The 12246-nt window shown below is 64.4% G+C and carries 12 protein-coding genes and 1 pseudogene; 8 read left to right on the plus strand and 5 right to left on the minus strand.

Features of this window, described 5'->3' with window-relative positions; all coding sequences use genetic code 11:
* Window positions 1-44 precede the first annotated feature (44 nt).
* A pseudogene (locus Q2941_RS03450) lies at window positions 45-588 on the plus strand (acyl-CoA thioesterase domain-containing protein).
* Window positions 589-747: 159 nt separating this feature from the next.
* Here Q2941_RS03450 and Q2941_RS03455 read toward each other — a convergent pair.
* Together Q2941_RS03455 and Q2941_RS03460 are read right to left on the minus strand one after the other, a co-directional pair.
* On the minus strand, window positions 748-1215 hold the full coding sequence (locus tag Q2941_RS03455; RefSeq protein WP_458191660.1) for a nuclear transport factor 2 family protein: 468 nt from the start codon (window positions 1213-1215) through the stop codon (window positions 748-750).
* A gap of 138 nt (window positions 1216-1353) precedes the next feature.
* On the minus strand, window positions 1354-2142 hold the full coding sequence (locus tag Q2941_RS03460; RefSeq protein WP_254109736.1) for an alpha/beta hydrolase: 789 nt from the start codon (window positions 2140-2142) through the stop codon (window positions 1354-1356).
* A gap of 244 nt (window positions 2143-2386) precedes the next feature.
* Between Q2941_RS03460 and infC the strand changes: the two genes are divergently transcribed.
* Window positions 2387-2926 carry a translation initiation factor IF-3 gene (gene infC, locus Q2941_RS03465; RefSeq protein WP_027528252.1) on the plus strand — a complete coding sequence of 180 codons (540 nt, stop codon included), beginning with the start codon at window positions 2387-2389 and terminating at the stop codon, window positions 2924-2926.
* 60 nt (window positions 2927-2986) lie between these two features.
* Here the strand turns inward: infC and Q2941_RS03470 are convergent, their stop codons facing one another.
* Window positions 2987-3388, minus strand: a complete 402-nt coding sequence (locus Q2941_RS03470; RefSeq protein WP_027528251.1) for a hypothetical protein — start codon at window positions 3386-3388, stop codon at window positions 2987-2989.
* A 276-nt stretch (window positions 3389-3664) separates the two neighbouring features.
* On the opposite strand from Q2941_RS03470, the gene rpmI reads away from it, so the two are divergent.
* The 5 genes from rpmI to Q2941_RS03495 all read left to right on the plus strand — a co-directional run bounded on the left by rpmI (window position 3665) and on the right by Q2941_RS03495 (window position 8941).
* Window positions 3665-3865: a 50S ribosomal protein L35 gene (rpmI, locus tag Q2941_RS03475; protein ID WP_008539890.1), complete on the plus strand. Its 201-nt coding sequence runs from the start codon at window positions 3665-3667 to the stop codon at window positions 3863-3865.
* Between the two features lie 82 nt (window positions 3866-3947).
* Window positions 3948-4307: a 50S ribosomal protein L20 gene (rplT, locus tag Q2941_RS03480; RefSeq protein WP_027528250.1), complete on the plus strand. Its 360-nt coding sequence runs from the start codon at window positions 3948-3950 to the stop codon at window positions 4305-4307.
* Window positions 4308-4496: 189 nt separating this feature from the next.
* A complete protein-coding gene (gene pheS, locus Q2941_RS03485; RefSeq protein ID WP_027528249.1) occupies window positions 4497-5579 on the plus strand; it encodes a phenylalanine--tRNA ligase subunit alpha in 1083 nt (360 codons plus the stop codon).
* 127 nt (window positions 5580-5706) lie between these two features.
* Complete coding sequence (pheT, locus tag Q2941_RS03490; RefSeq protein ID WP_458191661.1) at window positions 5707-8115, plus strand: phenylalanine--tRNA ligase subunit beta; 2409 nt, start codon at window positions 5707-5709, stop codon at window positions 8113-8115.
* Between the two features lie 55 nt (window positions 8116-8170).
* Window positions 8171-8941 (plus strand): sulfite exporter TauE/SafE family protein, encoded by a 771-nt coding sequence (locus tag Q2941_RS03495; RefSeq protein WP_458191662.1) that lies wholly within the window; start codon window positions 8171-8173, stop codon window positions 8939-8941.
* 245 nt (window positions 8942-9186) lie between these two features.
* Here the strand turns inward: Q2941_RS03495 and Q2941_RS03500 are convergent, their stop codons facing one another.
* The gene (locus tag Q2941_RS03500) at window positions 9187-10569 is read right to left on the minus strand and encodes a flavin monoamine oxidase family protein (protein ID WP_458191663.1); all 1383 of its coding nucleotides are present in this window, start codon (window positions 10567-10569) and stop codon (window positions 9187-9189) included.
* Window positions 10570-10759: 190 nt separating this feature from the next.
* Here Q2941_RS03500 and Q2941_RS03505 point away from each other — a divergent pair, with 190 nt between their 5' ends.
* A complete protein-coding gene (locus tag Q2941_RS03505; RefSeq protein ID WP_458191664.1) occupies window positions 10760-11743 on the plus strand; it encodes a YiiX/YebB-like N1pC/P60 family cysteine hydrolase in 984 nt (327 codons plus the stop codon).
* Window positions 11744-11929: 186 nt separating this feature from the next.
* On the opposite strand, the gene Q2941_RS03510 is transcribed toward Q2941_RS03505, so the two are convergent.
* The gene (locus Q2941_RS03510) at window positions 11930-12205 is read right to left on the minus strand and encodes a metal-sensitive transcriptional regulator (RefSeq protein WP_027525166.1); all 276 of its coding nucleotides are present in this window, start codon (window positions 12203-12205) and stop codon (window positions 11930-11932) included.
* Window positions 12206-12246 lie beyond the last annotated feature (41 nt).

Here is a 12246-nt window from a genome sequence, read left to right on the forward strand (position 1 = left end):
TGGGGACCTTGATTTCCCCGCGCGTTCCTTCAAGGTCGCGCGTCATGACAGCTACGCCCTTCTTCACGCGCACCGGCAATACATTCCATCCGACGGAAGTTGCCAACGGTCCCTGGGATCCGAAGTCGCTGCACGGACGCGTCGTCGTCGGCCTGCTCGGCTTCGGCATCGAGCAGCGCTACTGCGGCCCCGAGTTCGTGCCGGCGCGGCTCACGGTCGACATGTTTCGCCTGCCGACGATCGACAAGCCGGTCGAGATCACCACGCGGCTCGTGCGCGACGGTCTACGCATCCGCGTGGTGGAGGCGGAATTCGTCTCCGGCGGAGTCAGCATGGCGCGCGCCTCGTGTCAGCCCTTTCGCCAATGCCGGCGATCAGGGGCTCGCCTTCATCAACAGCGACGTCACCGTGTATCTGCATCGCCTGCCGGTGACGGAATGGATCGGCTTCGAGGTGGTGAACCACCACTCCGCCGACGGCATCGCGATCGGCGAATGCTGGCTCCATGACGAGCAGGGACCGATCGGCACCTCGACGGTGGCCGCACTGGCGCAGCGCAAGCCGATGGCAAATCCGTCGAAGCGGTAGGCGCGCGCTTCTATCTCTCCACGTCGTCATTCCGGGATGCGCCGAAGGCGCAGGCCCGGAATCCATAACCACCAGTCGGGAGTATGGATTCTCAGATGCGCAATTGCGCATCATAGCTCGCGCCAAGTGGCGCGCCCCGGAATGACAGTGTGGAGAGACTCACGCCAGATGCCGCTTCATCTCCGGCCGCGTCTTGAGCGCCGCGCCTTGCTTGGCAACGATCTTCGCGATGCGCTCCGGGGCGAACTTCAGGTCGACGAAGGCCGGCGCGGTGTTGGCGACCTCGTGGTACTCCGCGATTCCACCGTCCCTGAGCTTGATGATCGCAACACCCTCGAACATCGCGCGCGCACCCTTCGCTTCCGGCAGCGTCGAGCGATAGCTGAAGGTGTAGCGCGCATAGAGCGTGGTACCGTCGGACACCGGCTCATGCATGTCCCAGTGGAAATCGGTCGCCGTGCGATAGAACCGGTCGTCGATCATCTCGGCGATCGCTGCGCGACCGCCGAAGGCGCCGTAGAACACGTCGTGATAGACGCCGTCCTCAGTGAAGAGATCGGCAAAGGCCTTGCCATTGCGTTGCTCGACCGCGTCGCAGAACGCGCGCAGCATGGCGGTGATGGTCATGGGCCTCTCCTCACACTTGTCTGTCATGCCCCGGCTTGACCGGGGCATCCAGTACGCCGCGGCTTCACCGTTCAATCGCAGGCGTCTCGGAGTACTGGATTGCCCGCTTTCGCGGGCAATGACATCGAGCTCGAAACTTCACCCGATCTCCGCGACCGCGGCAAGGATGCGCGCGATGTCCTGCGGGCGCGACAGGCGGTGATCGCCGTCCTGGATCAGCGTCAGCACGACGTCATCGGCGGGCAGTCGGTGCGTCAGTGCAAAGGCGTGCTGCCACGGCACGTCGGGGTCCTTGGCGCCCTGCAGGATGCGCACGGGACAGCCGACGTCGATGGCGCTGCCGAGCAGAAGATGGTTGCGGCCTTCCTCGATCAGGTTTCGCGTAATCGGATAGGGCGAGCCGTCGCCATACTCCGACGGCCGAAGCCAGAGGCCCGTGGTCTCGATCTCCTTCTTCACATTGGCCGGGAAATTCTTCCACATCAGTTCTTCCGTGAAATCAGGCGCCGGCGCGATGAGCACCAGGCCCGCCAGCGACGCTCTGCCGGCCCGCTTCCTGATTTCGCGCGCGAGCAGCAGCGCCATCCAGCCGCCCATGGAGGAACCGATCACAACTTGCGGGCCCTCGCAGAACCGCTCGAACACCGCGACGCTTTCCTCGAGCCATCGGCCGATAGTGCCGTCGGCAAAATTGCCGCCGGATTCGCCGTGGCCGGAATAGTCGAACCGGACCGAGGCGCGGCCATGCGCCGCCGCCCAATCGTCCAGCGCCACGGCCTTGGTGCCCTGCATGTCCGACTTGAAACCGCCGAGCCAGAACAGCCCGGGCCCCTTCCCGGCCCGGCTGCGGACTGCGATCCGCCGCGGCGATGGACCCTCGCCGACATCGATGAAGGTGGGAGCCTGGTTGGCAGTCGAATTCGTCATGGAACGTTTACTCTTGCTGTGCGGTTTGAGCTGTCTGGTGCTTCCGCGGCACGCCCGGATCGGCATTGGCCTTTAGGGACGCTTGCGGAACCGGGACAAGGTGTCTATGTCGAGCGGCGTGGGGATGGGCGTGACCAAAATGCCTCGCATTTGAGGGTTTTTCGCGTGCGAGGCGCGACTTGCTTGCCCGCAGACGCATCTTCCTTCAGACTACCCGCTTCGTTCACAACTTTGGAGAACCAACATTCGTCGTCCCAATAGAGCCCCGGCCCCTGCCGCCAAAGACGGGCCGCGCATCAATGATGATATTCGCAATGCGCAGATCCAGCTGATCGATCAGACCGGTGACAACAAAGGTACGGTCGAGACCATGATGGCCATCAAGATGGCCCAGGAAGCCGGCATGGATCTCGTGGAGATTTCGCCGAATACCAGCCCTCCCGTCTGCAAGATTATGGACTACGGGAAGTACAAGTATTCCGCCCAGAAAAAGGCCGCTGAAGCCCGCAAGCGGCAGAAGACCGTCGAGATCAAGGAGATCAAGCTCCGCCCGATGATCGACGATCACGACTACGACGTGAAGATGCGCGCGATGCAGCGGTTCTTCGAAGAGGGCGACAAGGTCAAGATCACGCTGCGCTATCGCGGCCGCGAAATGGCGCACCAGGAGATCGGCACGAAGCTTTTGGACAAGATCAAGAGCGACGTCGCCGAGCTCGCCAAGGTCGAGCAGGACGCCAGGTTCGAGGGCCGTCAGGTCGTCATGGTGCTGGCGCCGCGCTGAGCCGGATTTAGCTCTTATGAGGTCAACGGCCCGTCAGCCATCTGGCGGGCCGTTTCGTTTTCAGCTTCGCGTCGCCTGCCACGTGCCGCTACAGCGGTCGCCGGAGATGATTCCGCTCCAGGAGCCGGCCCCGGCGCTACCTGCAAGCCGGCCGCCGCCACTGGCATGGGAGGCGCCGACCGAGACCTGGACCGCAACGGAACCGGCGCGGTTGACCCTACCGGACACCCGGCCGCCGCCGGCCGAGGTCACGCGGCTGCCGATCACCGTGAACGGAACCATGTAGCCGGAGCTGCAATTGCCGCGCGTGGTGGCAAAGGTGACGTTCCAGACCCCGTCATAGCCGCCAAGCCGGGCATCGGCGGCTGATGGCAGTGCGGCGGCACCGATCGCGGCGAGGAGTGCAACGGTGCCAAGGCGGGGAAGAACACGAGACGAAAGCGACTGCGGAAAATGGGCCATTTTGGTCCGCCTCCAGGCGGCAAGGCATGACAATAAGAGTGGCAACGTCAAATAGTCTGCGAGCCCGTTTCCGCGGTTCATCATTGCCAATTGGCCTCACCTCTGCCATAAGCCCAGCCTTCATCGCCCGGCTGATTTAAGGGCTGCCGTGGCGGTGCCCGTGCGGGTTTCACGCTGGTTCGTAGAAACCTGAGCACAATCAACGCTCTAACGAGCATTTTTGACGGCCAGCCGCCTTCGCGGGCGGTACTCTGTTATGGCCATTAGGAGAGCCAAATGCCCAAGTTGAAGACCAAGTCGGGCGCTAAAAAGCGCTTCAAGGTGACTGCTACCGGCAAAGTGATGCACGCCCAGCGCGGCAAGCGTCACGGCATGATCAAGCGGACGAAGAAGCAGATCCGTCAGCTCCGCGGCACCCGCGTGCTGTTCAAGACCGACGGCGACAACGTCAAGAAGTACTTCTTGCCGAACGCCTGATCGCGTCCACGATCAATTCAGCCGAGCCTGCGTCCGCGCAGGCGCTTCCGAAAACCAAAGTCATCTCTGAAGGATTTTTGTCATGTCTCGCGTCAAACGCGGTGTGACCGCCCACGCCAAGCACAAGAAAGTCTACAAGGCCGCCAAGGGTTTCTACGGCCGCCGCAAGAACACGATCCGCGCCGCCAAGCCGGCCGTCGAGAAGGCCGCGCAGTATGCCTTCCGCGACCGCAAGCGCCGCAAGCGCACCTTCCGCGCGCTCTGGATCCAGCGCCTCAATGCCGCCGTGCGTCCGTTCGGCCTGACCTACAGCCGATTTATCGACGGCCTTGCCAAGTCGGGCATTACCGTGGACCGCAAGGTGCTGTCGGATCTCGCGATCCGCGAGCCCGCCGCGTTCCAGGCGATCGCCGAGAAGGCCAAGGCCGCGCTGGCGGCGTAAGCCGTCCTCCACTGTGCTCTGCGCAGCTTTCAGCTTGTGATGGCCCGGGCCAAGGCGCGTTGTCGCGCTTTAACTGCCCTGGCCGTCATCTCTCGCGCAAACACACTTCTCAGACGTGGATGCCCGGCGAAACGCCGGGTGTGACGGGCTAGGAGCATCGGCTACGCATCCTGGCCAAAAGGGATTGCCATGACCGATCTTGCCAACCTCGAATCCCAGATCATCGCCGATGTCGCGGCCGCCAACGACGAGGCCGCGCTCGAAGCCGTCCGCGTCTCCGCGCTCGGCAAGAAGGGCTCGATCTCCGCGCTGCTTGCCACGCTCGGAAAAATGTCGCCCGACGAACGCAAGACCCAAGGCGCGGCGATCAACCAGGCCAAGGACAAGGTCGGCCAGGCGCTTGCCGCGCGGCGCGACGTCCTGAAGTCGGCAGCGCTCGATGCACGGCTCGCTGCCGAGACCATCGACGTCACCTTGCCGCCGCGCGACGCTGCGACTGAGGCCGGCCGTATCCATCCGCTGAGCCAGGTCTGGGACGAGCTGACCACCATCTTCGCCGACATGGGCTTTTCGGTCGCCGAAGGTCCCGATGTCGAGACCGACGACTACAACTTCACAAAGCTGAACTTCCCGGTCGGCCATCCCGCGCGCGAGATGCACGACACCTTCTTCTTCCATCCGAAGGAGGACGGCTCGCGCATGCTGCTTCGCACCCACACCTCGCCGGTGCAGGTGCGCACCATGCTGAGCCAGAAGCCGCCGATCCGCGTGATCTGCCCGGGCCGCACCTACCGCATCGATTCGGATGCGACCCACACGCCGCAGTTCCACCAGGTCGAAGGCCTCGTGATCGACAAGAGCTCGCATCTCGGCCACCTCAAATGGATCCTGCACGAGTTCTGCAAGGCGTTCTTCGAGGTCGACCACATCAACATGCGCTTCCGACCGTCGTTCTTCCCGTTCACGGAGCCGTCCCTGGAAGTCGACATCCAGTGCCGCCGCGACAAGGGCGAGATCCGCTTCGGCGAAGGTGAGGACTGGCTGGAGATTCTCGGCTGCGGCATGGTGCACCCGAACGTGCTGCGCGCCTGCGGCATCGATCCCGACGAGTACCAGGGTTTTGCCTGGGGCATGGGCATCGACCGCATCGCCATGCTGAAATACGGCATCGCCGACCTGCGCCAGCTGTTCGACAGCGACGTCCGCTGGCTGTCCCACTACGGCTTCAAGCCGCTGGAAGTCCCGACGCTGGCAGGAGGGCTGAGCGCGTGATGGTGGTGCTCGGACCCACGAAGTCTTTCTCCGTTCCCTCCCCCCTTGTGGCCCACAAGGCGGGAGGGAGCTCTGACACCGACCAAAGCAACTCAGTGAATACTCACCAGACCCGAGGCACGCAGCCATGAAATTCACCCTCTCCTGGCTGAAGGACCATCTCGATACCGACGAGACGCTCGACAAGCTCACCGAGAAGCTCACCATGATCGGGCTCGAGGTCGAGAACATCGAGGACAAGGCGAAGACGCTGAAACCCTTCACGATCGCGAAGGTGATTTCCGCCGAGCAGCATCCGAACGCGGATCGGCTGCGCGTCTGCATGGTCGACACGGGTGACGGCGGTGCACCGGTGCAGGTCGTATGCGGCGCGCCGAATGCGCGCACCGGGCTCGTCAGCGTGTTCTCGGCCCCCGGGACTTACATTCCCGGCAAGGACATCACGCTCGGCGTCGGCACCATCCGCGGCGTCGAGAGCCGCGGCATGTTGTGCTCGGCGGCCGAACTGCAGATTTCCAATGATCACGACGGCATCATGGAATTGCCGGCGGATGCGCCGATCGGCGCGGGCTATGCCGAATGGGCCGGCCTCGGCGATCCCGTGATCGAGATCAACCTGACGCCGAACCGGCAGGACTGCACCGGCGTGCACGGCATCGCGCGCGACCTCGCCGCTGCCGACATGGGCAAGTTCAAGGATCCGACCATCAAGGCCGTGAAGGGCGAATTCCCCTGCCCGGTGAAGGTGACGGTCGAGGACACGACGCTCTGTCCGGGGTTCGCGCTGCGCCTGGTGCGCGGGGTGAAGAACGGCCCCTCGCCGGAATGGCTGCAAAAGCGGCTGACCGCGATCGGGCTGCGCCCGATCAACGCGCTGGTCGACATCACCAACTTCATGACCTTCGATCGCGCGCGCCCGCTGCACGTGTTCGACGCCAAGAAGGTGACGGGCAATCTCGTCGTGCGCCGCGCCCGCGACGGCGAGAGGCTGCTCGCGCTCGACGGCCGCAACTACAATCTGGACTCCAACATCTGCGTCATCGCCGACGAGCATGGCGTCGAATCGCTCGCCGGCATCATGGGCGGCGAGGCCTCGGGCTGCGACGAGAACACCACCGACGTGCTAATCGAATCGGCGCTGTGGAACGAGATCAATATCGCGCAGACCGGCCGCAAGCTCGGCATCAATTCCGACGCGCGCTACCGCTTCGAACGCGGCGTCGATCCGGCCTTCATGGTGCCGGGCCTGGAGCTCGCGACGAAGCTCGTGATGGAGATGTGCGGCGGCACGCCGTCGGAAACCTTCGTGACCGGCAAGGCCTTCGGCGATGACCGCGTCATCGATTTCCCGCTGTCCGAGGTCAAGCGTCTCTCCGGCATCGAGGTGCCGCAGGTCGAGATAAAGCGCATCCTCAGCCATCTCGGCTTCATGATGGCGGGCGCAGGTCCGACCGTGAAGGTCGCGGTGCCTTCCTGGCGCACCGACGTGCACGGCAAGGCCGACATCGTCGAGGAGATCGTCCGCATCTTTGGCGTCGACAAGGTGCCGGAGACGCCGTTCGAGCGCGGCGAGGATGCGCGCAAGCCGGTGCTGACGGTGCTGCAGCTCCGCACCCGCCGGGCCAGGCGCGCGCTCGCGACCCGAGGCATGGTCGAGGCGGTGACGTGGTCGTTCATCGCCAAGCCGGCGGCTGAACTGTTCGGCGGCGGCCAGCGCGAGCTCGAGCTCGCCAATCCGATCGCATCCGATCTCTCCGACATGCGGCCGAGCCTGCTACCGGGCCTGATCGCCGCAGCGCAGACCAATGCCGACCGCGGTTTTGGCGATGTCGCGCTGTTCGAGGTCGGGCAGCTCTTCAAGGGCGATCGTCCGCAGGATCAATTCATGGCGGCGTCGGGTGTTCGTCGCGGTTTTGCCGCGTCGGAAGGCCTGGGCCGTCACTGGTCGGGCTCTGCCGCGGCCGACGCGTTCGATGCCAAGGCCGATGCGCTGGCGGTGTTAGCTGCAGCCGGCGCGCCGATGCAGGCGCTGCAGATCGTTGCGGGGGGACCAAAATGGCTGCATCCGGGCCGCTCCGGCACCATCCAGATCGGCCCGCAGAACGTGCTCGGCTATTTCGGCGAGATGCACCCGCGCGCGCTGGAAGCGCTCGGCGCCGACAGCCCCGTGATGGCGTTCGAGGTGATCCTCGACCGCATTCCCGAGGCCAAGAAGAAGCCGACGCGGGCAAAGCCCGTAATCGAGCTGTCCGCGTTCCAGCCGGTCTCGCGCGACTTCGCCTTCATCGTCGATCGCGGCGTGAAGGCCGGCGACATCGTCCGCACGGCGCAGGCGGTGGACAAGAAGCTGATCACCGCGGTCAACGTGTTCGACGTCTATGAAGGCAAGGGCATCGACGACGGCAAGAAGTCGATCGCGATTGCGGTGACGATCCAGCCGCGCGAGAAGACGCTGACCGATCAGGAGATCGAAGCGGTGGCCGCCAAGATCGTGGCCGAGGTGACGAAGAAGACCGGCGGCACGCTGCGAGCATGATGCCGAAAGTGCGAAGCGGTTTTCGGACAACATCATGCTCCTGAAATTGTAGAGCATGAGTCTTTCCGACCTCCTCCCCAGGGATGTCAGCCTCACCATTGCGATGGCGCTTTGCGCCATCGCGTTCGTCGCAGGCACCGCGCGCGGCTTCTCGGGTTTCGGCGCTGCGCTGATCTTCATGCCGCTTGCGAGCAGCGTCGCGCAGCCGCGGCTCGTCGCCGCACTGCTGCTCATCATCGATTTCGTCTCTGCGGCACCGCTGCTTCCGGACGCCTGGCGCAAGGCGGATCGCAAGGCCACGGCCGTGATCGTGCTGGGCGCGCTGATCGGCGTGCCCATCGGCACCTACTTCCTCAGCGTGCTCGATCCCGTCACCACGCGCTGGATCATCTCCTGCTTCGTCGCCGCGCTCTTGATGCTTCTGCTGTCGGGCTGGCGCTATCGCGGCAAGGATCACGCCTGGCTTTCGGTCGGCATCGGCGGCCTCTCCGGCTTTTGCAGCGGCCTCGCGCAGACCGGCGGCCCGCCGATCGTCGGCTACTGGCTCGGCCGCCCCATCGTCGCGACGGTCGCCCGCGCCAACATCGTGCTGTTCTTCGGTGCCTCGGATTCGCTTTCGATGGTGAGCTACGCGACGACCGGCCTGATCACGCGCGATACGCTGCTGCTCTCCCTTGTCGTCGGCCCGGTCTACGCGGCAGGTGTCGCCTTCGGCGCGTCACTGTTCGGGCGTGCCAGCGAAAAAGTGTTTCGCGCCATCTGCTACGCGCTGATCGCGATGGCCGTCATTTTCGGCCTGCCGGCGTTGGATGGGGTGTTGCGGTAATTCCCTCCACGGTCGTCCTGGTGAAAGCCAGGACTCCGGTTAGTGTCGTAAGGCGAGCGCGCGCGCCAAACTCCGCTCGTCGTCCCGGACAAGCGAAGCGTAGATCCGGGACCCATAACCACAGGGAGTAGTTTTGCGAAGACTCGTGGTCACCAATCTCGTGCGATAACCACTCCCTGTGGTTATGGGTCCCGGCCTTCGCCGGGACGACGAGTTGAGTTTGGGGCGTTTTTACAGAACAACGGCTAACGTTTCTGCCGCCGCTTCGTCGATTGCGTCGGCAATTCGGCAGGCTCATCCCTTAGCGCGCCGATGCGGCGGAGCGCGGCTTCGGCGGCGCGCTCGCCGCTCTCCCAGGCGCCGTCGACGGTGCCCCAGAGCGTATCGTGCGTCGCTTCGCCCGCGAGATACATGCAGCCGATCGGCTCGGTCAGGATTTTTCGCGAAAGCTGCCCACCGGGCGCGGACGCCGACATCGCGCCCATCACGAACGGCGAGGCGTTCCAGCGCGTCGCGCTGATCTTCTTGATTCCCGCCGTGGCCTCACTGCCGAACAGTTTCGTGAGCCATTCCCTGGCGAATGCAGCCATCGCCTGCTCGCCCTGTTCCGACAGGTCGCGGCCAAAGGAGCCGCCGACGTCGATCGAGCACAACGAGGAACCACCGATATTGGCGAACAGCTGCGCGGTGCGGGTCGAGTTGCTCTGCTCGATCAGGATGTCGTCGCGCGCGAGCCCGAGCGGATTGCCCGGCAGTTGCAGCACGATGTGATCGTAGCTGCCGAGGCTGAGCTTGGAGGCTGCATCGAGCGTGCGCTTGGGGATGTCAGGCGCGAACTTGATCGCGCCTGCAGTGAGCACGTTCGTCGAGACCGTGATGATGGCGGCGCGCGCGACAATCTTGCCGGCTGATGTCTCGACGCTGACGTCGCGGTTGCTCCAGAGGATGCGGCTCGCCGGCGTCGACAGCGCTACCGGCATCTGCTCGCCGAGCCTGGTGATCAGCGTGCCCAGACCCTGCTTGCAGGCGATCGCGGAGTTGCGGTCCTGCGCGCGGGCCTTGTCGATGACCGAAAGCTCCTTGAGGTCCTTGCCGGCAAAGTTCGCGCCCAGCAGGAATTCGGCCGTGCCCGCCCAGTCGCCGAGCTCCTTGGGCAGTACCGACGCGCAGGAGGTGTCGAGCTTGCCGCGCGATGCTTCATCAATGGCGCGATTGGCGCGCACCAGCGCCGCCAGAAATTCCTCGGTCTCGCCGGCGCGCGCGTTGCGGCGGCCGATGCGCATCTTCTGACCGACGGGAGCCGGTGACACGTCGAGCCCGACGCTACGCGCAAGGCGGATCATCGGGTTGGTGTCGGGGTTGTGCATCCAGCGCGCGCCGCGATCGAACGCCGCATCGAACGTGGTGCTGTCCGTGATGCAGCGGCCGCCGATCTGGCTTGCCGCTTCCACCACCACAACCTTGCGATTGGCAGCCATCACCCGCCGCGCTGCAGCGATGCCGGCCGCGCCGGCGCCGATCACGACGACGTCGGCCTCGCGCGGCAGGGGTGCCGCGGTCGCGCGCAGGACCGGTGCTGCGGCGAACGCCGCCGACGCCGATAGGAAGCTGCGGCGCGTGATTGTCATGTCATGGTTTCCGGGGACTTGAAGCGAACGGGAACAGCTAGCGAACCTTGCCGTATCTGGCGCAGCGCGGCAACCATCATGGTGAATCAATCGTACTTGATCGCCGTGCGCAATGAACCAAATTGCAACGCGTATCGACCATGATAGAGAAGGGAAAAAGGCAGCCGGAATAGGCTGCGGGGAGCTCGCAATGGGGACCGTCCTAGACTCAGTCGGCAAGTTGATTTCCGCGTACCTCTCCAAGGAGGTGCCGGGCTACGAGCCGTTCACGCCGAGCGATCCCGAGCATCTTCGCGGCGTCATCCAGCCCGGCGACGTGCTGCTGGTCGAGGGCAACAACCGCATCTCCGGCATCATCAAATATCTCACGCAGTCGACCTGGTCGCACGCAGCCCTCTATGTCGGTCCGGTTGACGGGACCGCCGAGCCCGACGGCGAACCGCATGTGCTGATCGAGGCCAATATCGGGGAAGGCGTCACCTCCGCGCCGCTGTCGAAATATTTTCCGTATCATACAAGGCTGTGCCGTCCGGTGGGACTGTCCTACGAGGACCGGACCACCGTCTGCCGCTACGCCATCAACCGCATCGGCTTCGGCTACGACACCAAGAACATCCTGGACCTGATGCGCTATCTGTTCCCGCTGCCGATTCCGCAGCGCTGGCGGCGACGCATGATCGCTATCGGCTCCGGCGATCCCACCAAGATCATCTGCTCGGCGCTGATCGCGCAGGCCTTCGACGCCGTGCGCTATCCGATCCTGCCCAAGATCACCAAGGCCGGCAGCCGGCAGGCGCGCCGCGAGATCCTGCACATCCGCGATTCCTCGCTCTACATGCCCCGCGACTTCGACATCTCGCCCTATTTCGAGGTCGTCAAACCCACCATCGTGCACGGCTTCGACTACACGGCCTTGCACTGGGCCGACAAGCAGAAGCCGCTCGAGGAGGTGGCGGGCACTTTCAGTGTGTTTCCAGAAACGCTCCGTTCGCCGCCGCTCGTTCCTGAAGCGCTTGACGAAGAAGCGCCGGCTGAAGTTCCGGCTCAAGAAGTGAGTGCGGCCAAGGCCGATACCGCCGCGCGCGTTCCAGTCAAGGAACGCTTTCCGTTTTTGAAGAGCATCGCCATGTACCACCCCCGCCGCAGTGCGCGGGCGTGCGATTTCGCGGCGTAGATGCCAACCCCGACGTCGTCCTGGCGAAAGCCAGGACCCATTACCCCTGGAAGTAGTTTGGCGAAGACACGTCGTTCGAGACTCCGACCGCACACAATCGATAGATTCCGCGGTATGGGTCCTGGCTTTCGCCAGGACGACGTGGGGAGATACCGGGCGCTTCTGCAACGACGGCGAGTGTGAAACTCACCGTTCCGCGCGGCTGATCACCGCCATCAACTCCGCGATCTTTTCCCGCTGATCCGTCTTGTTGCCGCTCGAGATCGCGTGCTCGACGCAGTGCGCGACGTGGTCTTTCAGGATCTCCTCCTCGACGCGGCGCAGCGCGGCGCGCACCGCAGAGATCTGCGTCACGATGTCGATGCAGTAGCGGTCCTCGTCGACCATCTTGGAGAGGCCGCGGACCTGCCCTTCGATCCGGCCGAGGCGTTTGCCGACGGATGCCTTGATGTCCTTGCGCATGACGTCTATATACCCCTACCGGGTATGGGTTGCAAGCACCT

This window comes from Bradyrhizobium sp. UFLA05-153 (assembly GCF_054185185.1).

Bases quoted from the DNA above. Each gene is read 5' to 3' on its own strand.
- Q2941_RS03455 (WP_458191660.1), bottom strand. From the start codon at position 1,215: ATGACCATCACCGCCATGCTGCGCGCGTTCTGCGACGCGGTCGAGCAA.
- Q2941_RS03460 (WP_254109736.1), bottom strand. From the start codon at position 2,142: ATGACGAATTCGACTGCCAACCAGGCTCCCACCTTCATCGATGTCGGC.
- Q2941_RS03470 (WP_027528251.1), bottom strand. From the start codon at position 3,388: ATGGCCCATTTTCCGCAGTCGCTTTCGTCTCGTGTTCTTCCCCGCCTT.
- rpmI (WP_008539890.1), top strand. From the start codon at position 3,665: ATGCCCAAGTTGAAGACCAAGTCGGGCGCTAAAAAGCGCTTCAAGGTG.
- rplT (WP_027528250.1), top strand. From the start codon at position 3,948: ATGTCTCGCGTCAAACGCGGTGTGACCGCCCACGCCAAGCACAAGAAA.
- pheS (WP_027528249.1), top strand. From the start codon at position 4,497: ATGACCGATCTTGCCAACCTCGAATCCCAGATCATCGCCGATGTCGCG.
- pheT (WP_458191661.1), top strand. From the start codon at position 5,707: ATGAAATTCACCCTCTCCTGGCTGAAGGACCATCTCGATACCGACGAG.
- Q2941_RS03495 (WP_458191662.1), top strand. From the start codon at position 8,171: ATGAGTCTTTCCGACCTCCTCCCCAGGGATGTCAGCCTCACCATTGCG.
- Q2941_RS03500 (WP_458191663.1), bottom strand. From the start codon at position 10,569: ATGACAATCACGCGCCGCAGCTTCCTATCGGCGTCGGCGGCGTTCGCC.
- Q2941_RS03505 (WP_458191664.1), top strand. From the start codon at position 10,760: ATGGGGACCGTCCTAGACTCAGTCGGCAAGTTGATTTCCGCGTACCTC.
- Q2941_RS03510 (WP_027525166.1), bottom strand. From the start codon at position 12,205: ATGCGCAAGGACATCAAGGCATCCGTCGGCAAACGCCTCGGCCGGATC.